A 26,901-nucleotide genomic window follows, 5' to 3' on the forward strand; every position below is an offset into this window, starting at 1 on the left:
TCCTCGCAGTAAGTGCTTTCGGATTGCAAATCCGAAAGAGCGGAGGGCGGGGGTGAAAGTGGTATGCCCCAGTTACAAACTGGGCTCATGGAAAGCCACAAGTTGCGCTAAACTTGCGGCATGGCAAGAATTTAAATATTATCTGCCTTTTCCTATATTGTGCCTGTATGGCTTACGCGAACTCTCTTCCACCTATTGTTATCAAGATTTGCAGATGGTTTAATGTCTTCTGCTTAGCATTAACTTTTTTAGTGTTTCTGGACATTTTCCTCCTTCCAAAAGTGATCCGCAATGAAAAGATACTGGCAAGGGAAGAAGCACACGTTACCACCTACTCTAAGTTTACAGGCAGATCAAGTAGAAGCCAGCTTGATTACGTGACGCTAATTACAGAAAACTTTTACTACCCATATGACAAGATCCAAGGCTTTAACCCCAGAGAAGCCGATTCAGTAAAACTTGTCACCACTTATATTTTCAACATAGTTAAGACAGGCTATATCAAAAGGTTTGGCGAAGAGAAAGAGTTGATTCAAACTCCGGGCATATTTGGCACTCTTTGCTTTCTCCCGATTAGCTTTGGACTGATCGCTGTCTTCGGAGTGGTTATGCGAAACAATAAGGAGCAGCTCTTAAATGCAGCAGTTATGAATCTTCTGCTGCTACCCATTCAGTTATGGATCATGGGCTATTTTACGGCTTTGTTCACAGACTTAGATTTAAGATACTTGTAGTATAAAACAAATCCGTTCCTCCTCCCCCGCAACCTTCTCCCCCATCTCCCAGTTCAGATAAAACATTAACTTCCGTATCTTTGTAAATAACAACCAGCAGAACGCGACTATCGAAAAGTCCTGTGTTCTGCCTTTGCTGTTTTGTGACTTTTAGAACTGAATGAAAGTAACTGATTTTTTAGAGCTGTACCGACTCGACGGGGTGGTGCAGACCATTGCCGAGCGACTGAAAGCCGATAAACCCTACCGCCTGCAACTCAAAGGCATGGCGGGTAGTCTGGATGCTGTGATGGCCTCGGCTGTCTATACCTTGCACCCGCAGCACCAACTCTTCGTTTTGCACGACAAAGAGGAGGCAGCCTATTTCTATACCGATCTCAAAAACCTGCTCGGCGACGAGAAGGAGGTTATGCTGTTCCCAACCTCTTATAAGCGGCCCTACAGCTTCGACGATACCGAAAACGCCAACATCCTCATGCGGGCCGAGGTGCTCAACCGCCTCAATAGCAAGTCTGAAAAAGGCGAGCTGATCGTGACCTACCCCGAGGCACTCACCGAGAAAGTGATCAACAAAAAATCGCTGGTGGAGAACACGCTGGGCGCGAAGGTTGGCGAAAAGCTGGATACTAACTTCCTGAGCGACATGCTGGCTGAGTATGGCTTTGAGCGCACCGAATTTGTGTACGAGGCGGGCCAGTATGCCGTGCGTGGTGGCATTGTGGATGTCTTCTCGTACGCCAACGACCTGCCATATCGCATCGAACTTTTCGGGGATGAGATTGAGAGTATACGCACCTTCGACCCTGACACGCAGCTGTCGGTGGAGACGAAGAAAAGCATCTCGATTATACCTAATGTGCAGACCAAACTCCTGCAGGAAACACGCGAGGCTTTCCTCGATTTTCTGCCCAAGAACACTGCTATCTGGTTTAAGGATGTGCGTCAAACGCTGGATGTGATCGACGAGTATTTCGATAAGGCATCGCAGGCATTTGACAAGCTGATGGCAGGCAGCGGCGGCACCCAGATCGTGTCGGACCCGGAGCAGCTGTTCCAGACACAGAAGCAGTTCAAGAAGCTGCTGGAGAAGTTCAGCATCGTGGAGTTTGGCAAGCGCTTCAATTACAAAGACACCGAGGTGCTGCAACTGCAGTCCAAGCCGCAGCCTTCGTTTAACAAAGACTTTTACCGGTTGGTAAAAGACCTGCACGAACAGCAGAGCAAAGGGTTTGTGAACGTGATCGCCACCGATTCGCCGCGCCAGATCAACCGCCTCACCACCATCTTCGACGAACTGGACCATGACATGCGTTTCCAGCACCTGGCAGTGTCGCTGCGTGAGGGTTTTATTGACGAACAGCTCAAAATCACCTGCTATACCGACCACCAGCTTTTCGACCGCTTCTACCAGCACAAAGCCAAAGAGGGCCGCTCCAAGACCAAGGCCATGACCTTGAAGGAGCTGCGCACCCTGCAACCTGGCGACTACATCACCCATACCGACTACGGCGTGGGCCGTTTTGCTGGCCTCGAAAAAGTGGAGGTAGGCGGGCGCCTGCAGGAGGCCATCCGACTGGTATACCGCGACGACGATTTGCTGTATGTGTCCATCCACTCGCTGCACAAGATTTCCAAGTATAGTGGCAAAGAGGGCGGCCCGCCGACCATGAGCAAGCTGGGTTCGCCGGAGTGGGAAAACAAGAAGAAAAAAGTAAAGAGCAAGGTAAAGGACATCGCTGCCGAGCTTATTCAGCTATACGCCAAGCGCAAGGCCGCGCCGGGCTATGCCTATACCCGCGACGGCTTCCTGCAGGCCGAGCTGGAGTCGTCGTTCATCTACGAAGACACCCCGGATCAGGGCAAAGCCACCGAAGACGTAAAGGCTGATATGGAACAGCCGCACCCAATGGACCGCCTCGTGTGTGGCGACGTGGGCTTCGGCAAGACGGAGATAGCCATTCGTGCCGCCTTTAAGGCAGCCTGCGATGGAAAGCAGGTAGCCGTGCTGGTGCCAACCACGGTACTGGCCATGCAGCATTTCAAAACCTTCCGCGACCGCCTGGAGCAATTCCCGGTCACAGTGGATTATATCAACCGCTTCAAGACTGCCAAAGACATCAAGAACACCCTGCAGCGTGTAGCAGAAGGCAAAGTAGATATCCTGATTGGGACGCACCGCATTGTAAGCAAAGACGTCAAGTTCAAAGATCTGGGCTTGCTGGTTATTGACGAGGAACAGAAATTCGGCGTGAAGACCAAAGAGAAGTTGAAAGAAATGCGGGTGAACGTGGACACACTCACACTCACGGCCACACCTATTCCGCGCACACTGCACTTCTCGCTCATGGGTGCCCGCGACCTGAGCGTGATTGCCACGCCACCACCTAACCGCCAACCTGTGCAAACGGAGCTGCATGTGTTTGATGAAATCCTGATTCGGGATGCGGTGATGGCAGAGCTGAAGCGGGGCGGGCAAGTGTTCTTTGTGCACAACCGCGTGAAAGACATCGATGAAATCGCGAACATGATCCTCAAGCTGGTGCCGGACGCCCGCATTACATTTGCCCACGGCCAGATGGACGGCGAACTGCTCGAGAAACGCATGATGAAGTTTGTGGAAGGCGAGTACGATGTGCTCGTGTCTACCAACATCATCGAGTCGGGCTTGGATATACCTAATGCCAATACCATCATCATCAACCGGGCGCACATGTTTGGCCTCTCAGACCTGCACCAGATGCGGGGCCGCGTGGGCCGCTCCAACAAGAAGGCCTACTGCTACCTGCTCACACCGCCAGTAGCCGGCCTGCCAACCGATGCCCGCAAGCGGCTCAGCGTGTTGGAGGAGTTCTCTGACCTCGGCGAAGGATTTAAGATCGCCATGCGCGACCTCGACATTCGTGGGGCCGGCAACCTGTTGGGTGGCGAGCAAAGCGGCTTCATCAGCGACCTCGGGTTTGAGATGTACCACCAGGTGCTCGACGACGCCATCAAGGAGTTGAAAGAAACCGAGTTCCGTGACCTGTTCCTGAAAGACAACCTGGCCGAGTTTATTGAGCCGGTGCGCGACTGTAACATCGAAACTGATATGGAGGTGCTGATACCGGACTGGTACGTGAGCAACATCTCGGAGCGCCTTAGCCTTTACAGCAAGCTCGATAGCACCAAGGACCTGCAGGATCTGGAGAAGCTCCGGGCAAGTATCGTCGACCGGTTCGGGCCACTGCCGGAAGAGGTACAGAAGCTGGTTGAGATCGTGAAGTTGCGCTGGCAGGCACAGCAGTTGGGATTCGAAAAGCTCACCATCAAGAAAGAGGTAATGAAAGGCTACCTGCCAAGCGAGAAGAACGACGCTTACTTCCAATCTGAGACCTTCGGCAACATCCTGAAGTATGTGCAGCAGCACTCACGCCGCTCGCGCCTGAAAGAGGCCAAGACCAAGCTGATCGTGATCGTGGACGACATCCGGAATATCGCTGACGCACGGGAGGTTTTTGAAGGGTTTGGGGTGAAAGCAGCGATGACCGCCTAACCTGTAGCGAGCAGCCTATTTACGAGCAGGCCCCTACATGCCATCCATGAGCATATAGGGGCCTGCTTGCAACCAAGCCGCCTCAACCATCAGCACGACAAGGCCTTACAACTGTTTTTAGATAGATTTAAGAAAAATTATCACTCCAAAAACAAGATTTATAGCAATCCTCTGACTTTAATTTGCTATTTTAGAAGCACTCCAACGCTACGAATACGAAAACCACACCCTTATTCAGCTACCGTGTATCCGAAAATTACCTTATCTCTCCCCGTGCTTGAGTCTGTTTTCCGTGCTTTGCCAGGCGTGTATATCGTCCTGACACCCGACTTGATCATCGTCGAGGCAACAGATGTTTTCCTGAAACAAACCAGAATCAGCCGGGAGCAGGCCGTTGGGCAGCACCTGTTCGTCCTGTTCCCCAACAACCCGGGCAATCCGCAAATGGACTCCGAGCAGCTGGTGTTTCAGTCATTGCACCATGCGTTGGAGCACAAGCAGCCCTGCCGTATCGAGACGCTTCGCTACGACATGATGATGCCCAAGGAGCAGGGAGGCGGCTTTGAGGAGCGCTACTGGAATGCCAACAGTGTCCCTATACTGGATGACCAGGGCCAGGTATTGTACCTCTTGCATGAGATGCGCGATATCACAGAGAAAGTACTGAGCGACATAAGCCGACAGCAAAGCCAGGAGCACCTCAACCTGCTGGCCAATGCCATGAAGGCCGTTGCCTGGGAATACGACATCGCCAACAACCGGATGACCTGGGGAGAGGGACTGCAGGAGATTTTCGGCTATACCCCGGAGGACATGGGGCCTGGGGGAGAATCATGGGACTCGCGTGTGCACCCCGACGACTTTGAGTCTGTGCAGCAAAGCATCCAGCAGGCACTGCTTCACCAGCAACCAACCTGGACAGGCGAATATCGCTTTCAGAAAGCCGATGGCACCTATGCCCACATCCTGGACCAGGGTTATACCACCTATGACAATCAGGGGCGGCCAGTGCGCACCATCGGTTCTATCATTGACATGACACAGGGGCGACACACGGAGAAGGCGCTGAAAGAAAGCGATGCCCGGTTCCGGCACCTGCTCGAAGTGCTGCCTCATATGGCCTGGACTGCCTCCGCTCAGGGCAAGGTGTTGTTCTTCAATGACCACTGGTATAGCTACACGGGTATGCGGCCGGGCCAAACCGAGGGATGGATCAGTGCGATTCACCCGGAAGACTCTGCGATGGTATTGACCAGCTGGAACAATGCCGTAGCCAGCGGCGAAGGCTTTGAGCTGGAGTACCGCATTCGCAACCACTACGACGCCACTTACCGTTGGTTTTTGGAGCGCGGCGTGCCCATGCATGACGCAAATGGTAAGGTCTCCCTCTGGATAGGCACTTACACCGACATCGACGAGCAAAAACAAAACGTGTACAGTAAAGACAAGGAAGAGCAACAGCTCGAAACCCTGCTTCGCCTATCGCCGGTACACCTGTGCGTGTTTCATGGCCCCAAGCATACCTGCCAGTATGTAACCCCCGGTGTGTACAAAATATATGGCAGCAGGCAGTACATTGGCCGCACAGCCTACGAGATTTGGCCCGAACTGGAGCCACTGGGTTTCTTCGACCTGTTGGAAGAGGTATACAAAAAAGGCAATACGATTCGTATCAACGAATTCAGAGCCCCGATCGACCACCTGCTGGATGGCACACCCCGGGATGCCTACTTTAACTTCAAGTACCAGCCACTTTTTGACAACACCAACCAGGTGGAGGGGATCATGGTGTCGGCTATAGAAGTAACCAACCTGGTGAAGGCCCGACAGCGGGCAGAAGCCCTCGCCAAAAGCGTTTCTTAGCATGCCAATCCTGATTTTACCTTTTCTTTAAAACAAAAAAAGGTATCCTTTGTAAAAGAACACAAATACTAGACTATGAAATCTGTCAAGACTATACTTCTGATTGATGATGACGATACAACCAATTACCTGAACCAGCGGCTGCTCTCGCGCATGGAGGCGGCTGAGGTGATACGGGTGGTAACCAACGGCGAGGAAGCGCTGGACTATCTGAACAAAGCTTACAGTGGAGCTGAAAACCACCCCAGTCCTGACCTTATTTTTGTGGATATCAAGATGTCTGTGATGGATGGCTTTGAGTTTCTGGAGGAGTACCATCAGTTTGATGAGGAGAAGCGAAAAAGGACGGTCATGCTGATGCTCACCTCCTCGGCCAGTTTCTACGACCTGGAGCGCCTCAAGAAATACCCGGAGGTGCGCAGGCACTATTCCAAGCCGCTGGCAGAGGCCGATGTGCGGGAAATCATGGAAGAGTATTTTTGATTTTGATCATTACCGAACCAGTTGAGAGGCGCTAACCATGTTGGCGCCTCTTTTTTATACCTGCGCGATAGCCAACAATAGCCCCTGTAACGCGTAAAAAATAACGCCGCCAAGAGCGGATTATTTGACAAAAACAAATCAGGAAAGAGATCATGAGAAACCGTGAAGAAAACTACGGCAGGCCTGGAGATGAAAACCAGCGCAAAGGCCGTGACCTATACAACAAAGACCAGCACCAAACACCACGCTATGGTTACAGAGGCCGCGCCGAGAAAGATTGGGACGAAGGCAACTTCTTCCACACCGGCCCTAGCCCAAGAGGCGCCCAGGACCGGGATCGCAACCAAACCGAAGGAAGCCATTACATGGGTGGCCGCCCTGCCCCTTACCAAAGCGACCGTGGCTCCCACCAAACCGGCCATTACGGCACACGATCGGAGAGCCCTTACCGCAACGAGCGCAATTATCTAAACCATGGCAACAGACCGTACAGCGGATCGACCCCATCCTATACCAGACAAGGCACCTCGCAGCCAGGCAACTACAACGAACCGCCAACCTCGCAGGACAGCCTTTGGCGTGAAGGCCCGGGCTCACGCAGCCGCTACAAAGAAGATGATTACCGTTATGGTAGCGGCTCGCACAACTGGTACAACGAGGGCCGCTACTCTCCTGACGTGGAGCCGGAGAACCGTGACAAGCGCGGTTTCTTCAAGCGGGTTCGCGATACCTGGGACGACATCATGCACGCGGATGACCCGGAGTACCGCCCGCACAACCGCAGTGACTACGGGAGCCGAGCCGAGCAGTTGAGCAGCCGCCACCGTTATGGCTCTGAGCCATTCCGCGACAGGAATTTTGACCGGGGCTACGAGGGCGGGCCACGCTGGGCCGATGAAACAGACTCTGGCCAAGATAATTTTTATGATGACGCCAAAAGAGACCAACGTAATCGCCGGTAATCCGTATAGAAATCTGATTAGGTTACTTTGGTAGTAGATTAGTAATAAAAGGAGCCCCCAGACAACAGGGGCTCCTTTTTTATGCCTCTAAATCTGACTTGAGGAACATCCTCACAACCCTCCCGTAAATAAAAAATCCGGTGCGGCACTCACTGGCACCGACGGTTTATTTTTAACTAAACAGGAGAAAAGAGCAATGCATCACGAAGAAGAAAGATACCACGAACACCACGACAGAGAACATCGCCGGCACCCACGCCACGCAGCAGAACAGCAGAATTTCAGAAGCCGCTGGGAAGAGCCAAGACCTTTCCGGGATGACCGCGACAGGTACCATTATGAGCAGGATATGCGTGCCCGCGCAGACAGGGAACGACACGAATACAGGCAGCAGCAACATGAGCAGCAGCGCTCCCACGACATCAGCCAGCACCAGCATGGCTTCTCCGACGACCACCACGACCGCCGCATGAACCAACAACGCGAATGGCGAGGTGGAGGCGACTATTACTCACCGGAGAACCAGCACGCCCGCGACCGCTGGCAGCAGCCCGAGCACCAGCCGCCTTTGCGCGAACAGCGCCGCCGGCAACAAAGCCGTCGTGAAGAGGATTGGGAGGAGCGTGGCTGGTAAGCCCGCTTTCCCGTTTAAAATCGTTTGCGAAATCCGGCTCCGAACGACACCAGTTCCGGTATACCTGGCACCAGATTGAATGACAGGTCATACTGCCCTGCCAACTGGTAGTTGTACTCAAATTCGCCTCCATACCAGTAGAACTTGTATTGCCAGCCACCATGGCGGTTGAAGTAACCATCATCTTCGTAGCCTGGCAGCCTGTTCCAATCGCGGCGGTATACCAGTGTGGGGCCTAAGCCGCCGTTGAGCGAGTGACGGCCCATCTGAAAGATCTTCCCGCGCCAGCCCAGGTGCGTGAAGCCTGCCAGTGAGGAGGCACAGTCGGAATACAATCCCTGTTCCACCCGCACACTGATGATGTCGCGCACCACCAAGCGATCATACCCGACGATACCCCCAAAATTCATCACCAGTATACCTTTTTCGTCGAGTCTGTTTTTGAACAGCTCCGGGTATGGTGAAGCACGCAAATGTGCCGACAGCCCGAAAAACTTAAGCGTATACGCATGCTTGTAAACCGGATTCTCCTGTGCGCTTCCTGCATAAGAGAGGCACAAACAGCAGCAGAGAACAATTATGATTCGTAAACAGGGCATCATATCTCCTATATACCCATGAAAGTGCTTTTGGTTAAACCTGTGTATCATTGCAACAGCCATGCATGACTCCCTTGACACGTTGCTGGAGAAGGTACGCGCCTGCCAGATTTGTGCCGAGCATTTACCGCTAGGGCCAAGACCAGTGCTGCGAGCCACGCCATCGGCGCGCCTGCTGATCGTTGGGCAGGCGTACACGCCAGTGGCATACCCTGGGACGACCAGAGCGGCAAACGACTGCGGCAGTGGATGGGTATAGCGCCGGAGGTTTTCTACGACGAGCGCCAGGTGGCCATCATCCCAATGGGTTTTTGCTACCCCGGAAAAGGCAAAAGCGGCGATCTGCCGCCCCGCCCCGAGTGTGCCCGTCACTGGCACCAGTTGCTCTTGCCGTTGCTACCTCATATCCGGCTAACCCTGCTGGTGGGCAAATATGCGCAGGACTACTTTCTGGGAAACACAGCCAAATCCACCCTCACCGAAACCGTCATACACTGGGCAGATTACCTGCCCGGGTATATGCCCCTTCCTCACCCTTCGCCGCGCAATCAGTTCTGGCTCCGTCGCAACCCTTGGTTTGAGCAGGAAGCTATACCTGAATTACAGCAGTTGGTGGCGCAGGTGCTTGCCTGAATTTTTGTTGGCGTCTTACCTATAAGTGCTATCTTCGTTTATCCGTACACATGCAACCTATGATCCACTACCCAAGCAGCAAACTTCCTGATGTTGGCACAAGCATTTTTGCTGTAATGTCAGCTTTGGCCAACGAGCACCAAGCCATCAACCTGTCGCAAGGCTTCCCGGATTTCAACTGCCCGGATGAACTTATTGCGCTCGTGACCAGGTATATGCAGGAAGGATTCAACCAATATGCCCCCATGCCCGGCATGCCAGCGCTGCGCCACAAGATCAGCGAAAAGACGGAGAAGGTATATGGTTACCGCCCCGACCCCGACCAGGAGGTGACCGTGACCTCCGGGGCTACAGAGGCCCTGTTTGCCGCGATTGCGGCTGTGGTAAAACCCGGCGACGAAGTGATGCTGCTCGAGCCCTGCTACGACAGCTACGCCCCGGCGATTCGGTTGGCCGGCGGTATACCCATCTATGTGCCGCTTGCTATACCTGACTTCCATATCGATTGGGACTTGCTCAAGAGAAACATCTCGCGGAGCACCCGCATGATCATCATCAACACGCCGCATAACCCGACCGGTGCCGTCATGCCGCGCTCGGATCTACAGAAATTGGCCAGCCTGACGGATGGCACCGATATCCTGATTATGAGTGACGAGGTATACGAGCACATGGTATTTGACGGGCAGGAGCATGTGAGTGCTTTGCAGGTAGAAGGGTTGCGGCAGCGGGCCTTTGTGATCTCCTCATTCGGGAAGACCTACCATACCACCGGCTGGAAGATCGGCTATGTCGTAGCGCCCCCGGCCCTAACAACCGAGCTGCGCAAAATGCACCAGTTCATCACCTTCTGCTCGGTTACGCCCCTGCAACTGGCCATTGCCGACTACATGGACAATGAAGCCCACTACCGTTCTCTCCCCGACTTCTATCAAGCCAAGCGTGACCTGTTTTGCGAACTGGTAAAGCCGTCCCGGTTCGAGCTCATCCCTTCAGCCGGCACTTATTTCCAGTTGTTGAAATACGACGCCATCTCGCAGGAGCACGACCTCGATTTTGCCAAGCGATTGACACAGGAAATTGGCGTGGCCTCTGTACCCGTATCCGCTTTCTACCACAACAAAACTGACCACAACTACCTGCGCTTCTGTTTCGCCAAAAGTGAGGAGACGCTACGGCAGGCTGCAGAGCGGTTGGTCACTTTGTAGGGTCGTTGTTCGTTAATCGTTGATTGTGTTATTCTTCTTTGACCCTCAATCACTAAACTCATTTTTCTTTACTTATTCACTAGCCATTAAAACATGGACCTCCGCGTTACCATCATTCAAACTGCCTTGCACTGGCAGGACGCCTCCGCGAACCGCCAGATGTTCTCAGAGAAACTGGCGGCGAACAAGCCAGCCACAGACCTGATCGTGCTGCCGGAAATGTTCACGACCGGTTTCAGCATGGACGCGCCTGGTTTAGCGGAAGAAGCAGAGGGCCCTACGCTGCAATGGATGAAGGAGGAGGCAGCCAGGTATAGCGCCGTGCTAACTGGCAGCGTGATCGTGAAAGATGGAGACAACTATTTCAACAGACTCTACTGGGTGAGACCCGACGGCACACACGAGCACTACAACAAGCGCCACTTGTTCCGGATGGCAAAAGAGCACCATACCTATACCGCTGGTAAAGAGAAGCTATTGGTGGAACTGAAAGGCTGGAGCATCTGCCCGCTGGTGTGCTACGATTTGCGCTTCCCGGTTTGGAGCCGTAACACCCAAAGCCAGTACGACCTGTTGCTATACGTGGCCAACTGGCCCAAGCCCCGTGCCAATGCCTGGAGCACATTGCTGCAGGCCCGTGCCATTGAGAACCTGAGCTATGTTGTGGGCGTGAACCGGGTTGGCACCGACGGCAACGGGCACCCTTACTCCGGCGACTCGGCCATTATCCATCCCAAAGGGTATCATTTGCTGGAGACGCATGAGGTGGAGGGCGTGCATACCGTCACGCTCAGCAGACAGGAGCTCACAGATTTCAGAGAGGCTTTTCCGGCGCACCTCGACGCTGACGATTTCACCTTGATCTGATTTTAAATTTGAGATTGCAAGCAGCTGCCGCGATCTCTGTTTTAGCAGAAAAACTGAAATCACCGAGTAAAAGGCAGGGGCACTAGCTGTCAAGAAACTGCTGCAGCGTTTCTTCGTCAGGCAGCAAGGTATAGGCTATGCCGGTGCGGGCCTGCAACATGCGCAGCAAACGGGGTTGCTCGCCTAGCAGCAGGATGTGGCGCTGCGCATGCGGCTGCAACAACTCTTCAAGCAAAGGCATCAATCGGCTCAGTTCCCCCTCCCCTGCCTGCACACACACCACCGTCTCGGGGTTTTCCTCCAGAAAGCGCACGGCATACTGCTGCAACACGGCGTCTGAGCGGGTATCTACATCGAAAACAGGTATAGCCGGAAAGCGCTGCCGCACTTTTGCCAGGATGGGCTGCTCAAAGGACCCTGCCTCCGAAAGGTCTAGCAACAGAAAAGCCTGCATTACTGCATGATTAGTTTACGTGATTCAACATGACCGTCGCGGGAAGTGGCGCGGAGCAGGTATACGCCGGCTTTGAGATGACCCAGTGACAAGGTATGGCGGCGGTTATAGCTGCCCGCTTCGTAGATGCTTCGTCCGATCATATCGTGTATCACTAATGTTACCGGCTCATCGGCTCGTACCTGCAAAGGCTCCGAAATGCCGTGCACCGGGATGGGGTATACCTTGAGCCCTAACTTACCATGGTCTGTGTCCGGATTGGCTGTATTACCCCCAGTTTGCTCCAGCAGGTATAGCCCGCCGCCTTGTGTGCCCACGGCAAGGTATAGCCGATTCGGGCCTCCCAATTCGGCCACAGCCAGACTCAGGCCACGACCGAATCGCGTGCTGTATACCTGTCTGGTGAGTTCATTTTCCAACAGGTCGGTGGTAGCCGTGAAGTTGCCGCTTAGGTTGTCTTGAAAATCTGGGTATACACGCAAGGTTCCGCTGTCGTCCACGGTGAGCAAATCCGCTTTTCCGTTGCCGTCGAGGTCGGCTACGGCAGGCGATAGGTTGCGGCGCAGGAAGTTAAAGTCGATTCCTCCCAAGGCCTGCTTTTCTACTTTGAAAACGTTGTTGCCTGTGTTTCGGAAATAGTCCAGTGCCCCGCTCGACTTGCCCACCAATAGATCCAATAGTCCATCGCCGCTTACATCATACAGAAAAGGCGTGTCGCCATCGGCCAAGTCATGAAGGTGAACGTGTCGGGCAGGGTTGAAGGAATAAGGCTGGCCGGCACCTGCACTGTTGGTGTAATAATTAATATGGGTTGAGCCCTCGGCATGATGCCCGGCTCCAGATTGCGACTTGCTAGTGAGCACCAGGTCAGGCCCCCCGTCGCGGTTCATATCGACGAAGGCAGGCTTCATTGAAAGCATGCCTTCGGCAGACAGGCCCAGATAATCGTCCGTTACCAAGGTATAGGCGGGCTCGGTTGCGATGCCTACGTTGCGGTAATAGCGGAGGCTGGCCACAAAGCGGCCGTTACGGTTCGAGCGGTTGTTGCCGACCAGCATATCCGGCAAACCATCGCCGCTGATGTCGGCAAAGGCAGGGAATGCCCCCTCTCCCAGATCGATCATCTGCGCTTGCAGGAAATCATCTATTACAAAGCCGAAGGCGGGATTGTTAGCCGTGCCGGTGTTGCGGTAAAGCCAGGCCGAGCGCTGCAGCTCCAGGTTGCCCATGTTTTCGCTGCTGTTGGGGGCCACGAGCAAGTCCGGTATTCCATCGAAGGTCACGTCTTCGTAGTAGGCCGCCGGGAAAAGGTTGAGGCTGGCAGCCTTGGTTCCGGCAGGGAAACTCCGCTCAAGGCTTTCCATTCGCGCCAGCTTGCTAGACCCTTTGTTTTCCATCTTGACCAGGCTCTCACACTCTACGCCTCCCAGTAGCAAATCCTTGTCGCCATCTCCGTCCAGGTCGATGGCCAGCAGCGACGAGCCGTCGTGCCCGCTATGCAGTGGAGAAGCCAGACGGCATTGCACCCCAAATCCAAAATTGTTGCAACCGTGGCATTCGGTAATCTGCCCCCACCAATCAGAGCCGAGCGTGAACTGCAGTGTTCCGCAGGCCAGGCCTTCCTCTACCTGCATATTTTGGTAGTATTCCAGGGTATAGCCCCCCGAAAACTCTGTAATCAGCACGTCCAGGTCGCCGTCGCCGTCCATGTCTACAATAACAGGTATGTCGGCGCTGTTCACCTGCATGTTGACGTTACTGCTTCCGTTACGGCTACGGTAAAAGAGGGCATCTTCGGCCAGCGTGAATTTCGGGAACCTGTCGTTGCCTGCCTCCTGTCGGTAGACACGTATACCCAGCGAGGTGCTGGTAAAGATGTCTTTGAGTCCGTCACAATTGTAATCGCGCAGCAGCACCCAATTCTCTAGCTCCGTCGGGAACATGGCCTCGTACTCCGGAGCATAGGTATAGCGCCAGTTCCCCTGCTCCTGCACTGCCAGGTAAGTGTAGACCTTGCCCAGCATGCGGTCGAAAATGAAGAGGTCTTCACGACCGTCCTTGTTCAGGTCGATGGTCGAGAACTGGGGTGTGTTGAGGCCGCCGCTCCAGGGGTTGTGCAGTTCCGTATCCCCGACTTTCACAGGTATATCTGTGCGCTGACGAAAAAGCAAAGGCTCCTGCGCCAGTACTTCAGGTATAGCCATCAGCAGAAAAAGGAAAGTAGGCAGCAAGTAGCGCATAGACAGTTTGTTGGGCAATTGAGCTGTTGCTTTTGCCATTTTGGATGTATATTGCCAAGGCGGTGGCGTGCTATTCCTTCATTCAGGCAGCTGCCACCAATCATAGACTAAAAATACGCATTTCATGCCGAACAGCATCGACTTTCTTTACTCAAAATACCTGGAGTGCCGACACGTGAGCACCGACTCCCGCGCCCCGCAGGACCAGAGCCTGTTTTTTGCTCTGAACGGACCTAACTTCAAAGGAGCCAGGTTTGCCGAAGGCGCTCTGGAAAAAGGCGCCCGGTATGCCGTGGTGGATGATCCCGCGCTGGCATCGGACAACGTGTTTGTGGTGGAAGACACGCTACAGGCACTGCAGGACCTGGCCCGTCACCATCGCAAGCAACTCAGCATACCAGTGATCGGCATCACGGGCAGCAACGGTAAAACGACGACCAAAGAGCTTATTTATGCGGTGTTGAGCCAGAAATTCAACACGCTCTATACCCAGGGTAACCTGAACAACCACATCGGGGTGCCACTCACCTTGCTACGCATCAAGCCCGAGCACGAAATGGCGATCATTGAGATGGGGGCCAACCACATCGGGGAGATCGCTTTGCTGAGCAGCATTGCCTCGCCCACACACGGCATGATCACCAACATCGGCAAGGCGCACCTGGAGGGCTTTGGCAGTCTGGAGGGTGTGGCCCGCGGCAAGAGTGAGTTGTACGTGCATTTGCTGGAGCATGGCGGCACCGTGTTCTTGAATACCGGCAACGAGCACCTGATGCGCATGAGCCGCCGCATCGAGCACAAAGTAACCTACCCGGCCCAGGGCGACTATTACCACAGCGAATTGCTGGAGGCCTCGCCTTATGTGGTGTACAAGGACGAGGAAGGCCATGTGGTGCACACTCAACTGGTCGGCAGCTACAACTACGAGAACATGGCCGCCGCCGCCTGCATCGGCAAGTACTTCGGGGTACCGCTGGAGAAGGCCAACACCGCCATCGCCAATTACAGCCCCGTGAACAACCGCTCGCAGGTGATGCAGAAAGGCAGCAACACGCTTATTCTGGATGCTTATAATGCCAACCCGACTTCCATGGCAGCGGCTATCCGCAACTTCGGCGGCATGAATGCCCCCCGCAAAGTAGTGATCGTGGGCGACATGCTGGAGATGGGCACCGAGAGCGCCACCGAGCACAAAGCCATCGGCGAGATCATTGCGGAACAAAACTTTGAGACAGTACTGCTTTGCGGACCGGAGATGAAGCACGCCGCTGAAGTTGACAGCCGATTCCATTATTTCCCGACCAAGGCAGAACTACAAAACTGGCTGCAGACCAATCGGGTTTTGGAGAGTTATGTGCTGGTGAAAGGCTCAAGAGGTATGGGACTGGAGACGCTGGTGGAGGTGTTGTAGAGTCGGAGATTATTCTTTAGTTAGTACCGTATTTAGTGCCTGGCAAATCTGTTTTGTCAGGCGCTTTTTAATTATTGACTTCATTTTAATTTAAGCTCGTCACTTTGATACCAACCCGACTTAAACCAATATTATTTAAATCACAAAAATACCCTATCACACAACAACTACTAAAAGTTACAATTATTATTTATTATATATAAGTCATTTTTAACAGATAATATTCCAATATTATACATATAACTTTACATATATTCGCATGTAATTATTCTAAATTCACTTCTACCTTTTATGAAAATCAAATACTCTCTAATTTTCCTCCTTCTCTTCGCCTGCCAGTTTGCGTCTGCTCAATCGCAGGATTCTGCTTATTCACGACATTCATTAGGTATTACTATCAACCCAATATATGATAACACCTTTAATACAAAACATCCAGTTGCTTATGGCCTACTTTACAGATATCAGTATGTAACAGCAAATTCAATAAGAATTGGAGTATTTGGTGCTTATGAGAGTAAACATTATACTACAACACTCACACCTCATCCCGCACCGCAAGACACTTTGATTGCGACAAAATTATTTCAATTTGTAATTGGCCATGAATGGCAATATCAAACCAGCAAATTATTTTCCGTTGGTTACGGTCTTGATCTATCCCCTTATGTGATGCGTAGGCACTTTTCTCTTGATAATATTCTTATAGGTGAAAATGTCATTCTTAATGAACAAATAGACAGAAAATATAAGACTATCGGAGTCAACTTACAACCTTTCCTCAATTTCAGGTATGAATTATCTCCTAAGCTATACCTTGTTGCTGAATGTAAGGCTTCCCTTGGCTATAGTAGAGAAAGGTACTCTGCTTCAGGCACATGGGGTGATGTAAACGAGAGCCTAGAGGATAGAGGCGTTTTCACAGGTGGCGCTAAAACAGAAAGGATAAACTCACTCCTACTCCCCTTAGCATCCCTTCAATTAAATTTCAGACTGTAGAAATCACTCAAACTTGAATATGAAACAGATGTACAAAACAAACTTAACATTAACTCTCAAGTATAGGCTTCTTTTGGTTCTCTTGCTGACCGCTTACTGCTCTTTCGGCCAGATTGCTGGTTCCACAACGGTCTGCCCTAACGAGGAGGTAACCTATACAGACAGCAGTGCTCCTGATGGAACCATAACATGGAGTGTTACTGGGGGATTATTTGTAGGCTCAAGCTCAGGAAAAGATGGTAAGGAAGTCTAAAATCTTGTGTCTATTATCTAACGTCTAAATTTAAAACGGCGAGTAAAAATCCTGCAGCAGCGGCAGCACCTCGTCCTTGGGGGAAACCAGCGGATTGGCTATACCCCAGTCTATGCACAGGGACGGGTCGTTCCAGAGGATGCCGCCTTCGGATGGCTGGTGGTAATAGTTGGTGCATTTGTAGAGGAAGCTGGTATTCTCCTCCAGTGCCACAAAACCGTGCGCGAAGCCTTCCGGGATGTAAAGCATGTTGTGCTGCTTGGCGTCTAATATGCAGGTAGCATGTTGCCCGTAGGTCGGGGAATCTTTGCGGAGATCCACTGCCACATCCAGCACACTGCCCGAAGCCACACGCACCAGTTTGCCCTGCGCGAAAGGAGGCTTTTGGAAATGCAGCCCGCGCAGCACGCCTTTCTTCGACACAGACTCGTTGTCCTGCACGAAAACTGGATTGATACCGAAGGGCTCAAACATCTTCCCGCTATACGTTTCCATAAACCAGCCCCGCTCGTCGCGGAACACCCGCGGTATAAATTCGATCAGGCCTTCGATGTGATAGGTTTTATGCTCCATGGCTGGTGACGGGGGTATGCTGTCGCTTTTGTATAAGGCCGGCAAGTTAGGTTTTTTCACCCTTCTTCTGAAATTTTTCACCTAACTTGCACCTGTTCCGTATGCCCCAAAGTGCTATACCTGCCGCCCTTTGACCAGGGCCGGGGACAATTACGTAAAAAGACCCAAGCCCAAAATAAGGCTTACCTAATCGCTTCGCTTAACATCTGAAAATGGGTAAACAAAAATACTACGAAACCGCCAAGCCTCAGGAAACTGCCGTGCTGGTGGCCGTGCCCGGTTACAAACAAACCGACGAACAAACCAACGAGTACCTCGACGAACTGGCCTTCCTCACCGAAACAGCCGGCGCCGTGTCCATGAAGCGCTTCGTGCAGAAGCTCGACAAGCCCGACACCCGCACCTTTGTGGGAAGCGGCAAACTCGAAGAAATACAAGCTTATGTGAAAGAGCATAACATCGACATGGTGATCTTCGACGATGACCTGAGCCCTTCGCAGGTGCGTAACATTGAGCGCGAACTGCAGGTCAAGATCGTGGACAGGAGCTTACTGATTCTCGACATCTTCGCGTTACGTGCCAAATCGGCACAGGCGCACACACAGGTAGAGCTGGCCCAGTACCAGTACCTGTTGCCCCGCCTGACCAACCTCTGGACTCACCTTTCCAAGCAAAAGGGTGGTATCGGTATGAAGGGTCCGGGTGAAACCGAGATCGAGACTGACCGTCGTATCGTGCGCGACAAGATCTCTTTGCTGCGCGAGCGACTGGAGAAAATCGAGAAACAGAACTTCGAGCAACGCAAGTCCCGTGCAGGTATGGTGCGTGTGGCCTTGGTGGGGTATACCAACGTGGGCAAGTCCACGCTCATGAACCTGCTCTCCAAGTCCGACGTGTTTGCCGAGAACAAGCTGTTTGCTACAGTGGATGCCACAGTACGCAAAGTCGTGCTCGACAATATTCCGTTCCTGCTCTCCGACACGGTAGGGTTTATCCGCAAATTGCCTACTAAATTAATTGAGGCCTTCAAGTCCACGCTCGACGAGATTCGCGAGGCCGATCTGCTGGTGCACGTCGTGGATGTGTCGCACCCTTCTTTTGAGGATCACATTGCCGTGGTGAACAACACCCTGCTCGACATCAAATCGGCCGACAAACCGGTCTTGCTGGTATTCAACAAAATAGACCAGTACCTGGAGCAGCGGGAGCAGGAATTGAAAGAGGAAGAGGCAGGAGGCGAGGAAACATCTCAGGCACGTCCCTCCATTGAGGACTTAAAGGCTACCTACATGGCCAAGATGCATGCCCCTGCCCTGTTTATCTCCGCAACTAACCGCATCAACATCGACGAGCTGCGAGCTGAGCTGCAGCGCCGCGTGGCAGAGATTCATTTCGAGCGGTACCCAAACAACGTTTAAAACTCACCCCCATACATTTGAAAAGGGAACGGTCCAGTTTGGGCAGTTCCCTTTTCTGGTTTTAAGCTGTTTGTAACTGTACTGCTATACCTTGCAAGGCCCGCAAAGTGCACTTCTCGCCACCTCTCCACAACCATTTTCGCGCGCTTGCAGTAAACACCTTGCATAGCGGCCGCACTATGTACCAAGCGCCCCGCTATACCCTTTTCCGAAAGAGAAAACCTTATGAAGACCTTGTATATTATGCGTCATGCAAAGTCCAGCTGGAAGTTTGAAGAGCTGAGCGACCATGACCGACCACTGAACAAGCGCGGCCGTACCGATGCCCCCATGATGGGACAGGAGCTAGCCGCCAACAACGCAAAACTAGAGCTCATCCTGTCTAGCCCGGCGGTGCGGGCTATCTCTACGGCCTCCCTGGTGGGGCACGAACTTGGCTTCGATGCCGACGACATTGTGGTGGACGACCGCATCTATGGTGCCAGTGCGAAAGATTTGCTCGAGATAGTCCGCGAAGCACCCGCCGATGTGGACTCTATGATGATTGTGGGCCACAACGAGCCCATCTCGGAGTTTGCCAACATGGTTTCGCCCAAACACATCGCCAGCATGCCCACAGCCGGGGTGGTGGCGCTGCGCTTCGACTGCGAGAGCTGGCACGACATAAAGCGCGACAATGCAGAGCTGCTGTTCTACGACACACCCAAAAGCCACAAATAACATAGCATGGCGGCGCAGCAAGGCCAACCCCATACCCTCTGCTGCCCCCTGACACTTTTATACCCAGCGCCCCGCATCGGGCAACACACTCAACCATGGATACTAATACAAAAGATAAAGCCACTGCCACAGCACCCCTGATCAACCGTGAACTCAGCTGGCTGGCGTTCAATTATCGGGTGCTGCAGGAAGCCAAAGACCGCACTGTTCCCCTGCTGGAACGCGTGAAGTTCATGGCCATATTCTCCGCTAACCTGGACGAGTACTTCAAGGTACGGGTAGCCACACTCAAACGCCTGATCAAACTGAACAAAAAGACCCGTGACAAACTTGCCGAAGACCCCGCCGATACCTTTGGGCAGGTGATGCAGGAGGTACGCCGCCAGCAGGAAGAGTTCGGACAGGTGTTTCGGGATGGCATACTGGCGGATCTGCGCCATAACAACATCAACCTGCTCACAGAAAGCGAGCTGAACCCGGAGCAACAGAAATTCGTGCAAGATTACTTTGCCGAACACATACAGCCCCATATTCTGCCGCTCTTGCTCGACGACACCGAGACGCACTTTTTCCTGAAAGACCAAACGGTATACCTGGGCGTGCACCTTTTCGACCCGACGGAGAAAGACCTGAAGCTGGAGCGCTTTTCCATGCTGGAGATACCGACCAAAAAACACGGTGGCCGTTTCGTCAAGTTGCCTACCGTAGGCGATCAGCGCTATGTCATGTTCATCGACGATGTGATTCGCTTTTGCCTGCCTGCGCTATACCCTAACTACAGCCGCTTTGAGGCACATGCCGTGAAAGTGTCGCGCGATGCCGAACTGGATATAGAAGAGGAAGTGTCCGGCAACCTGATGGCCAAGATCAAGAAGAGCGTGCAGAAGCGGGAAGAAGGCTATCCGGCCCGTCTACTTTTTGACCCCGAGACACCTAAGGCTATGCTGGACGCCATAATGGCCCATACCGGCATTTCGGAGGATGAGTTGGTGGAAGGTAGCAAGTATCACAACTTCCGCGACTTCTTCCAGTTCCCCGACTTTAACCTGCCGGACCTGAAGTATACGCCCCAGCCAACGCTGGTGCATCCGCTACTGGAGAAGGAAGAGAGCCTGATCACGGCCATGCAAAAGCAGGACTACATCGTGCACTACCCTTACCAGTCCTTCGACTATGTGCTGCGCCTGTTTGATGAGGCGGCCAAAGACCCTAAGGTAACTGCCATGAGCGCCACCCTCTACCGTGTTGCCGAGAACTCGGCCATTGCCAAATCGCTGGTAAAGGCTGCCAAAAACGGTAAGCTGGTGACGGTGGTGGTGGAGTTGAAGGCACGCTTCGATGAAGAGTCCAATATCTTCTGGGCCGGCAAACTGCAGAAGGCCGGGGCTAACGTAATATTGGGCGTTCCTGACCTGAAAGTGCATACCAAGCTGGGCCTGATCACCCGGAACGAAGACGGCAAACTGGTAAATTACGCCTACCTGAGCACAGGCAACTACAACGAGGATACCTCCAAGATCTACTGCGACCATGCGCTATTCACCTCCAACAAGGAAATCACACAGGATGTAGAGCAGGTGTTCAACTTTTTCATAGACCGACAGCATGACAAGGAGTTCAAGCAACTGCTGATGGCCCCTATTAACATGCGCGACCGGTTCGTGGAGCTGATCAACAGGGAGATGAAGCACGCCAAGCAAGGCAAGCCTGCCTCCATGATCCTCAAGATGAATGCCCTGCAGGACGAGCGCATCATCAAGAAACTGTACGCCGCCAGCCAGGCTGGCGTGAAAATAGAGCTGATCGTGCGGGGCATTTGCTGCCTGGTGCCTGGCGTGGAAGGGCTAAGCGAGAACATCCGGGTGCGCAGCATCGTGGACCGCTACCTGGAGCATGCAAGGGTTTACATTTTCCACAACAACGGCAACGTGCAATACTATGTGGCTTCCGCCGACTGGATGACCCGCAACCTGAGCCGCCGCGTGGAAGTGGCTTTTCCGCTGCTGCAGAAGGACATCGTCGAGCAGGTCCGCAACATCATTGACCTGCAACTGGCCGACGATACCAAAGCCCGCGACATCAACAACGCCTATATGGAGCACGCCACCCTTACCCATACCCGCTCCCAGTACGCTACCTACGAGTACCTGCGTGGGCTTATTCCGGAGGGCATGGAGCCTACCAAAAAGAAAAAATAAGTATAAGGCAAACGCATAACACAAAAAGGCCCGGGATGCTATACCTGCAACCCGGGCCTTCTTTCTTTCTATACCTGATGTTACTTGTTGCGGCTACGCTCCAGGAGCTTGCGTGGTGGCACGGCATACAGCTCTATGGCGACATACCCGGCACCAGCCAGGGAGTTCTTAATAAGCTCATCCCGAGAGCCTATGTCATCGAATGCGCGGTGGCGGTAGTATTGCCGGAAGCCTCCTTCAACAGCAAACCACAGGAAATCGTAAATTTCCTGCTCCAGTCGTAGCAGGCCTTTTATATCAGTGCGTCGCAATTCAATGTCGTTGAACTGCGAGAGCGGCGGCTCGCTGGCAAATAGGTTGTAGCTGGCCCCCTCTATCCTATACCCGGTGTAAAGCAGGGTCTTTTCGGATACATTGTAGCGCAGCCGCAGGTTGGCTGGGAAGATGGACTCTACGCCCCAGCGGTCGTTGAAGGTGCGGTTGTACATAATGCCCGGGAAAATGCGCTGCCGCCCAAAGGTATAGCCATACTGCAGGCCAATACCCCAGGCAAAGTCCGGGGTGCGTTTCCAGCCATAGGCTACGTCCAGGTTGGTTTTCAGGTAGTCTGATATGCTGATGTTGTCGCGGGTATAGTCGCCGTTGAGTTCGCCCTTGGCCCGCACCAGCATAAACCGGACTTCGTCAAAGGAATGCAGAAGAGCCAGCTGCAGGCCAAGACTCTTCAGGTTCTTATCCTCCAGGTTGCGGTACAGGCTGTAGGAGGCAGGTGACACGTTCTCAAAATTGAACTCCTCGAACTTGTGGTCTATACCCAGAATCAGCTTGGTTTGGGGTTTGTTCATGACAGGAGCCAGCGCCCGCACAAAAAACTTATTGTGCCGCCGTACCCGCGCACTGCCATTGCCCACCTCCGGGTTGTCCGACTCCGACTCAATATCAAACTGCGGCAGACGCTCATAGCCGATCACGATGCCACGGCTCTTGCCCATGCCCCTTACACCGGGGCTGGCGTATTCGATGGTTTGCTTCTGCAGATCTGTGAGATCCCGCCCAGTTTCCTGGGCCATTGCCTGCTCCCCCCAAACGAACAGGGGCAGCAGGAGTAATTTTGGTAAAGATAATTTCATAGTTTGGTGCAAATATTAGCTGGCTGTAAAAGCAAAAAGTGCCGCTTGCCACGGCACTTTTTCTATACGATTTACAATGGGTTTAGAATAAAAAGCCAAAGCTTAAGTTCCAGAGCCTGTCTACATCGCCTTTGGCATATGTCAGCGCCACTACGTTTTTATTCATGATGTCGGCCCAAATGCCGCCACCTATACCTGTGTGCAGGTTGCGCAGAAAACCGCTGCGATCGTCGCCATCGTAATATACGCGCCCTACGTCATACAGGCCTAAAACACCCAGCTTTCCGGGAGTAATGTACAGGTTGAAATCGAACAGCGCCAGGCGGGCCTCGGCATTGGCAAAAACATAGCTGCGGCCTGCAAAACGTGTGCGGCGATATCCACGCAGATTATCCATGCCCCCCAGCGTATTGGCCTGGTAGAAGCGGAAATCACCGAAGTTGTGCGCTGCCCCCAGGCGGCCTGCCCATGTCAGCTGGAACGGGAAGTTAGGACTCAGGTAGAAGACGAACTCCGAACTGACGTGCGTATAGCTTAGCCCTTCTCCATCGGTCTGCTTGTTGTAACTGATGCGGTTGTGCGAGCGCATGCCAATGCGTGGGTTCTTTTGGTTGCCCTCCCCCAATACATCCATGTTCGCGAAGGCCATCATCCCGACATAGTGCTGCGACTCAAACCGATTCTCTTCAAAGTCATAGGAGCCTGCCTCCAAACGGCCATTCAGCGCCTCGTTCACCAGGAAGGTTTCCTTCTCAGAGTTTACCACCCTGAAGCGGTCGTAGGTAGGCCCAAAACCAATTTTGAAGAAGGGCGCCAGGTTGTTGTTGAGAGTCGTCCCGACATTCACCCGTTTGAAACGCACGCGGTAGAAGGAGTCATCCAGCCCGTCCTGTTGCCTGGTGTCGTTGCCGTAGCCATAGAAGTTGCGCTGGTACTGCGGGCCTTGTATGGCGGCATTCACCCCAATGTTCCAATTCCCGAAAACCTGCATGATGTCGCCTTTGTAGCGCACGTTGAAGGAGTTGGTGTAGAAGGCGTAGTTTCCTTCCAGAATGTGCTCCGCGGCAAAAGGCGCATTGCGGAACTTGTGCGTGCGAACCAGCACGCCGCCTCCCACAAACGGCCCATCATCCACGTTGTACTCAAACGACAGCCGCGGCCCCCAGTAAGGCAGCTTGTGGTTGTCGCGGTCATAGAAATTCACGTCAGGCGAAATGCTCGTTCTGTCTTTGGTTTCAGGTCCGAAGATGAACTTATTGCCCTCTTCGGTGTCGTACACCACGGTGTGCTTTTTTATACCTGCTACACGCGACTTGTCCGTGATGATGTCTTCGTCATTGCCCCCGATAATGCGCACCAGTATACCTTTGTTCACATCCCCGGTTACCTCGAACTGGTCTTTGCCACGCTGCCCGTAAAGGCGCAACTCTTTGGTTTCGGAGGTATAAAAGGTGCGTTTAAAAAGTGTGTCGAGCAGCTCTCCTTCTTTATTGATTTTGTATACCGTCAGGTGCGTCTCGTCATCATTGAGTCTGTTTACAATAAAGCGCTCGTGCTTGTCGCTGCCGGCCACATCCACCATAGAAGATATGTGCTCGTAGTAGGCCTCGGCGGCCTGGGCCAGCTTGTCGCGGCGTGACCTGAGCTTCGCCTTGATTTCTTCGCCGGAGATGGCTTGCACGCTTTCCGGCCATTGTGCAATTGCCTCTTCAATCACCTGATCTGTCACGCCGGCCTTTATTTCTTCAGCAATGCGCACCCACTCCTGCCGCGTAATGGCGGGTGTGAATGTACGGTCGATGGTAAGGGCGCTCAGGTTGAGCCCAACAATGTCACGGAAATCGTAGCCGAAGTTCTGCACGTTTCGCACACCCCACTTGCGAGTGGCCAACCAAGGTATAATACCGTCTGCTTTGAAGAACACCTGGTCACGGTCTTCGGGCACAGGGGTGTATACCTTGCCACTGTCGGTCTTCTCCTCTCTCCAGCGCCACTGCCCCTCATGCCGGTCCCAGTCACCTACCAGCATATCGAACAGGCGTGCCCGCACGAAGGCTTGCTGATCGACTTTGTTGTCGTTGTCCTGACGCAGTTCCTTCAGCACCTTGTCGGTGCCTACCAGGTTCTCGGCAAAGCCCAGGCTGGCCACGTCTTCGTGGTTCTCATCGGCGTCTTCTTCCAAAAAGGCCAGTGTGTTGCTGAATTCATCTATGTACTGGCGCAGGTAGGGCGTCTGTGGGATATATACCAGCTTCGGGTTGGTATGGTAAACGCCTGCGCCATCTGCCAGTTTAGGTATAGCCAGCGACCCATAGGGGTGCTGCGCCGAAATCTGGTCTTGCAGCAGGGCTTTGGCTGCCGTTTGTCGCAAATACTCCGGCAAGGCCAGGGTCGGGTCTTTGTCTACGGTGCGCAAGGTATACTCACGCGCTTCCGGGTTACGCACCTTCAGGGAGGCCGTTTGCTTGCCGCCGCCTTTTTGGTAAGGGGTCAGGCCGCCCATTTCGTTTCGCATGTCCAGCAACGGCACTTCTACCGGTGCTGCCCACTCCTGGCGGTAGTGCTCGCCCAGCAAGGTACGGCGCAGGCCCTTGGCCACATAGTTGTCGTTGGCTGCCACCACAATGGTGCTGTCGGCATAATTGGTTTCGTCTACAACAGCTTCTCTCCTTCGGCGCGGTTCCTTGGCGTACAAGGGTGTTCTGAAGGTCATGGTGCCTTCTGAGCCATCGCCTTCGGGTGTCCAGTACTCCACCCAGGCTTCCCCGTTGGTGTAGTAGAGTAATTTGGCAAAACCTTTTACTTCGTGGGTATACATCGCCTCGCCGCCGGGCTTCACATGCTGCGTCTTGCAGCCCGAGCCGCTTACTATGTGGGCCAGTTTGTTGTGCTTGAAGTGCTGCAGGGAGTGTTCATGCCCGGCAGCATACACGATGTTATCGTACTTGTCAAAGATATTCAGCATACCCTCTATGTAGGCCTGGTAGCGTGGGTGCGGTATGTCCTGCAGAATGCCGCCATATTTGCGGGCAAACGGATAGATTGACCCGATAACCGGCAGGGGCAGGTATATCCAGTCGCGAAGCATCGTAAGCGGGAAGACGTGGTCCTTCAGGGTAAAGAAACCGCCATGGTTGCCCCGGGTGAACAGAGGGTGATGGGCCACAACCAGAATATTGGAGCCCTGGTGCTTTTCAATGATATCCTCCAGTTTCACCAGCAGGTCGGCCTCTGTGGATGCCCAGCAGTTGCTGCCAGCACCGTAAGGGCGCTCCCATGGGTGCAGCCACCACTCCGAATCCAGGGCAATCATGACCACATCATCACTGATCTTAATCTCATATGGCCCAGGACAGCCGTCGCCAGGCACATAAAAGTCCCCACCCACCACGATGCCTTCCTCGGTCAGGTATTCGTTCACATAGTTTTGCTCACGCACCACAAACTCCAGGCCGCCTCGGCCACTGTGGTTCCAGTCGTGGTTGCCGGGTATCATATACTTTTCACCGGTATAGCCCCGGAGCACGTCCAGCTGGGCGTTCAGGCGTTGTTCTGACACCTCCCGGTCGTAGCGGCCAGGCTCTGGCAGGCCGTTGTGGTATACATTGTCGCCCAGAAAGATGGTGGCGCTTTGCTCCCCGGCCTCGTTCATTTGCTTTTGCATCAGCTTTAGCGAGGGCTCCTGCTGTTTCAGGTCCGGAGCGCCCACATCGCCAATCAGGAAAACGGTATACTGCACCTTGTTTTCAGGATTGGGCTGCTTTTGGTCCCAGTCCTGCACGTCGCGGCTGTAGTAGGGTTTTTGCGTGGTGCAGGCTTGTAGGAGTAACAGGCTAAGACCAACAGCCAGAGGTCGGAATATAGATCGCATGGGGTGAATCGTGTTTCTCATATTTTTTGTGGGCTGACTATTCTACTCAAGGCAAAGAGCAGGTATAATCCATACAGGCAAGGCCCTGCTCCCGGCAGGCTTCAGAGGATTTACTATCA

General features: G+C 53.3%; 21 protein-coding genes. 15 read left to right on the forward strand and 6 right to left on the reverse strand.

Annotation, left to right across the window (positions count from 1 at the left end; genetic code table 11):
• The first annotated feature begins 167 nt into the window (after window positions 1-167).
• The 6 genes from H9Q13_RS13015 to H9Q13_RS13040 all read left to right on the forward strand — a co-directional run bounded on the left by H9Q13_RS13015 (window position 168) and on the right by H9Q13_RS13040 (window position 8,208).
• Complete coding sequence (locus H9Q13_RS13015) at window positions 168-734, forward strand: hypothetical protein (RefSeq protein ID WP_191184246.1); 567 nt, start codon at window positions 168-170, stop codon at window positions 732-734.
• A gap of 160 nt (window positions 735-894) precedes the next feature.
• Window positions 895-4,266, forward strand: coding sequence for a transcription-repair coupling factor (gene mfd / locus H9Q13_RS13020; protein WP_191184247.1), 3,372 nt, complete (start codon window positions 895-897; stop codon window positions 4,264-4,266).
• Window positions 4,267-4,539: 273 nt separating this feature from the next.
• On the forward strand, window positions 4,540-6,129 hold the full coding sequence (locus H9Q13_RS13025; RefSeq protein ID WP_191184248.1) for a PAS domain-containing protein: 1,590 nt from the start codon (window positions 4,540-4,542) through the stop codon (window positions 6,127-6,129).
• A gap of 75 nt (window positions 6,130-6,204) precedes the next feature.
• Complete coding sequence (locus H9Q13_RS13030; protein WP_191184249.1) at window positions 6,205-6,612, forward strand: response regulator; 408 nt, start codon at window positions 6,205-6,207, stop codon at window positions 6,610-6,612.
• A gap of 152 nt (window positions 6,613-6,764) precedes the next feature.
• Window positions 6,765-7,574 (forward strand): hypothetical protein, encoded by an 810-nt coding sequence (locus H9Q13_RS13035; RefSeq protein ID WP_191184250.1) that lies wholly within the window; start codon window positions 6,765-6,767, stop codon window positions 7,572-7,574.
• Window positions 7,575-7,770: 196 nt separating this feature from the next.
• Entirely contained in the window at window positions 7,771-8,208 is a 438-nt protein-coding gene (locus H9Q13_RS13040) for an acyltransferase (RefSeq protein WP_191184251.1), read from the forward strand.
• Window positions 8,209-8,222: 14 nt separating this feature from the next.
• Here H9Q13_RS13040 and H9Q13_RS13045 read toward each other — a convergent pair whose 3' ends face one another.
• Window positions 8,223-8,768, reverse strand: coding sequence for a hypothetical protein (locus H9Q13_RS13045; protein ID WP_224744274.1), 546 nt, complete (start codon window positions 8,766-8,768; stop codon window positions 8,223-8,225).
• A 150-nt stretch (window positions 8,769-8,918) separates the two neighbouring features.
• On the opposite strand from H9Q13_RS13045, the gene H9Q13_RS13050 reads away from it, so the two are divergent.
• The 3 genes from H9Q13_RS13050 (at window position 8,919) to H9Q13_RS13060 (ending at window position 11,515) form a co-directional block, all read left to right on the forward strand.
• Entirely contained in the window at window positions 8,919-9,440 is a 522-nt protein-coding gene (locus tag H9Q13_RS13050; protein ID WP_317173904.1) for a uracil-DNA glycosylase family protein, read from the forward strand.
• Between the two features lie 59 nt (window positions 9,441-9,499).
• Window positions 9,500-10,648, forward strand: a complete 1,149-nt coding sequence (locus H9Q13_RS13055; protein ID WP_191184323.1) for a methionine aminotransferase — start codon at window positions 9,500-9,502, stop codon at window positions 10,646-10,648.
• 93 nt (window positions 10,649-10,741) lie between these two features.
• The gene (locus tag H9Q13_RS13060; RefSeq protein WP_191184253.1) at window positions 10,742-11,515 is read left to right on the forward strand and encodes an amidohydrolase; all 774 of its coding nucleotides are present in this window, start codon (window positions 10,742-10,744) and stop codon (window positions 11,513-11,515) included.
• 82 nt (window positions 11,516-11,597) lie between these two features.
• Here H9Q13_RS13060 and H9Q13_RS13065 read toward each other — a convergent pair whose 3' ends face one another.
• Window positions 11,598-11,969, reverse strand: a complete 372-nt coding sequence (locus H9Q13_RS13065) for a hypothetical protein (protein WP_191184254.1) — start codon at window positions 11,967-11,969, stop codon at window positions 11,598-11,600.
• Window positions 11,969-14,248, reverse strand: coding sequence for a T9SS type A sorting domain-containing protein (locus H9Q13_RS13070; protein WP_191184255.1), 2,280 nt, complete (start codon window positions 14,246-14,248; stop codon window positions 11,969-11,971). The genes H9Q13_RS13065 and H9Q13_RS13070 overlap by 1 nt, the downstream gene beginning before the upstream one ends.
• Window positions 14,249-14,333: 85 nt before the next feature.
• On the opposite strand from H9Q13_RS13070, the gene H9Q13_RS13075 reads away from it, so the two are divergent.
• The 3 genes from H9Q13_RS13075 to H9Q13_RS13085 all read left to right on the forward strand — a co-directional run bounded on the left by H9Q13_RS13075 (window position 14,334) and on the right by H9Q13_RS13085 (window position 16,872).
• Window positions 14,334-15,620 (forward strand): UDP-N-acetylmuramoyl-tripeptide--D-alanyl-D-alanine ligase, encoded by a 1,287-nt coding sequence (locus H9Q13_RS13075; RefSeq protein ID WP_191184256.1) that lies wholly within the window; start codon window positions 14,334-14,336, stop codon window positions 15,618-15,620.
• A 291-nt stretch (window positions 15,621-15,911) separates the two neighbouring features.
• Window positions 15,912-16,619, forward strand: coding sequence for a hypothetical protein (locus H9Q13_RS13080; protein ID WP_191184257.1), 708 nt, complete (start codon window positions 15,912-15,914; stop codon window positions 16,617-16,619).
• A 19-nt stretch (window positions 16,620-16,638) separates the two neighbouring features.
• Window positions 16,639-16,872, forward strand: a complete 234-nt coding sequence (locus H9Q13_RS13085; protein WP_191184258.1) for a hypothetical protein — start codon at window positions 16,639-16,641, stop codon at window positions 16,870-16,872.
• Window positions 16,873-16,902: 30 nt separating this feature from the next.
• Here H9Q13_RS13085 and rfbC read toward each other — a convergent pair whose 3' ends face one another.
• Window positions 16,903-17,445, reverse strand: coding sequence for a dTDP-4-dehydrorhamnose 3,5-epimerase (gene rfbC, locus H9Q13_RS13090; RefSeq protein WP_191184259.1), 543 nt, complete (start codon window positions 17,443-17,445; stop codon window positions 16,903-16,905).
• A 212-nt stretch (window positions 17,446-17,657) separates the two neighbouring features.
• On the opposite strand from rfbC, the gene hflX reads away from it, so the two are divergent.
• From hflX to ppk1, 3 genes are all read left to right on the forward strand, one after another.
• A complete protein-coding gene (gene hflX / locus H9Q13_RS13095; protein WP_191184260.1) occupies window positions 17,658-18,863 on the forward strand; it encodes a GTPase HflX in 1,206 nt (401 codons plus the stop codon).
• A gap of 225 nt (window positions 18,864-19,088) precedes the next feature.
• Complete coding sequence (locus tag H9Q13_RS13100) at window positions 19,089-19,583, forward strand: SixA phosphatase family protein (RefSeq protein ID WP_191184261.1); 495 nt, start codon at window positions 19,089-19,091, stop codon at window positions 19,581-19,583.
• Between the two features lie 95 nt (window positions 19,584-19,678).
• Entirely contained in the window at window positions 19,679-21,781 is a 2,103-nt protein-coding gene (gene ppk1, locus H9Q13_RS13105; protein ID WP_191184262.1) for a polyphosphate kinase 1, read from the forward strand.
• Window positions 21,782-21,861: 80 nt separating this feature from the next.
• Here the strand turns inward: ppk1 and H9Q13_RS13110 are convergent, their stop codons facing one another.
• The gene (locus tag H9Q13_RS13110; RefSeq protein ID WP_191184263.1) at window positions 21,862-22,911 is read right to left on the reverse strand and encodes a DUF6268 family outer membrane beta-barrel protein; all 1,050 of its coding nucleotides are present in this window, start codon (window positions 22,909-22,911) and stop codon (window positions 21,862-21,864) included.
• An 82-nt stretch (window positions 22,912-22,993) separates the two neighbouring features.
• On the reverse strand, window positions 22,994-26,803 hold the full coding sequence (locus H9Q13_RS13115) for a metallophosphoesterase (protein ID WP_224744275.1): 3,810 nt from the start codon (window positions 26,801-26,803) through the stop codon (window positions 22,994-22,996).
• Window positions 26,804-26,901: the final 98 nt, after the last annotated feature.

Origin of the sequence: Pontibacter aquaedesilientis, assembly GCF_014773225.1 — a bacterium.
Taxonomy (GTDB): Bacteria; Bacteroidota; Bacteroidia; order Cytophagales; family Hymenobacteraceae; genus Pontibacter; species Pontibacter aquaedesilientis.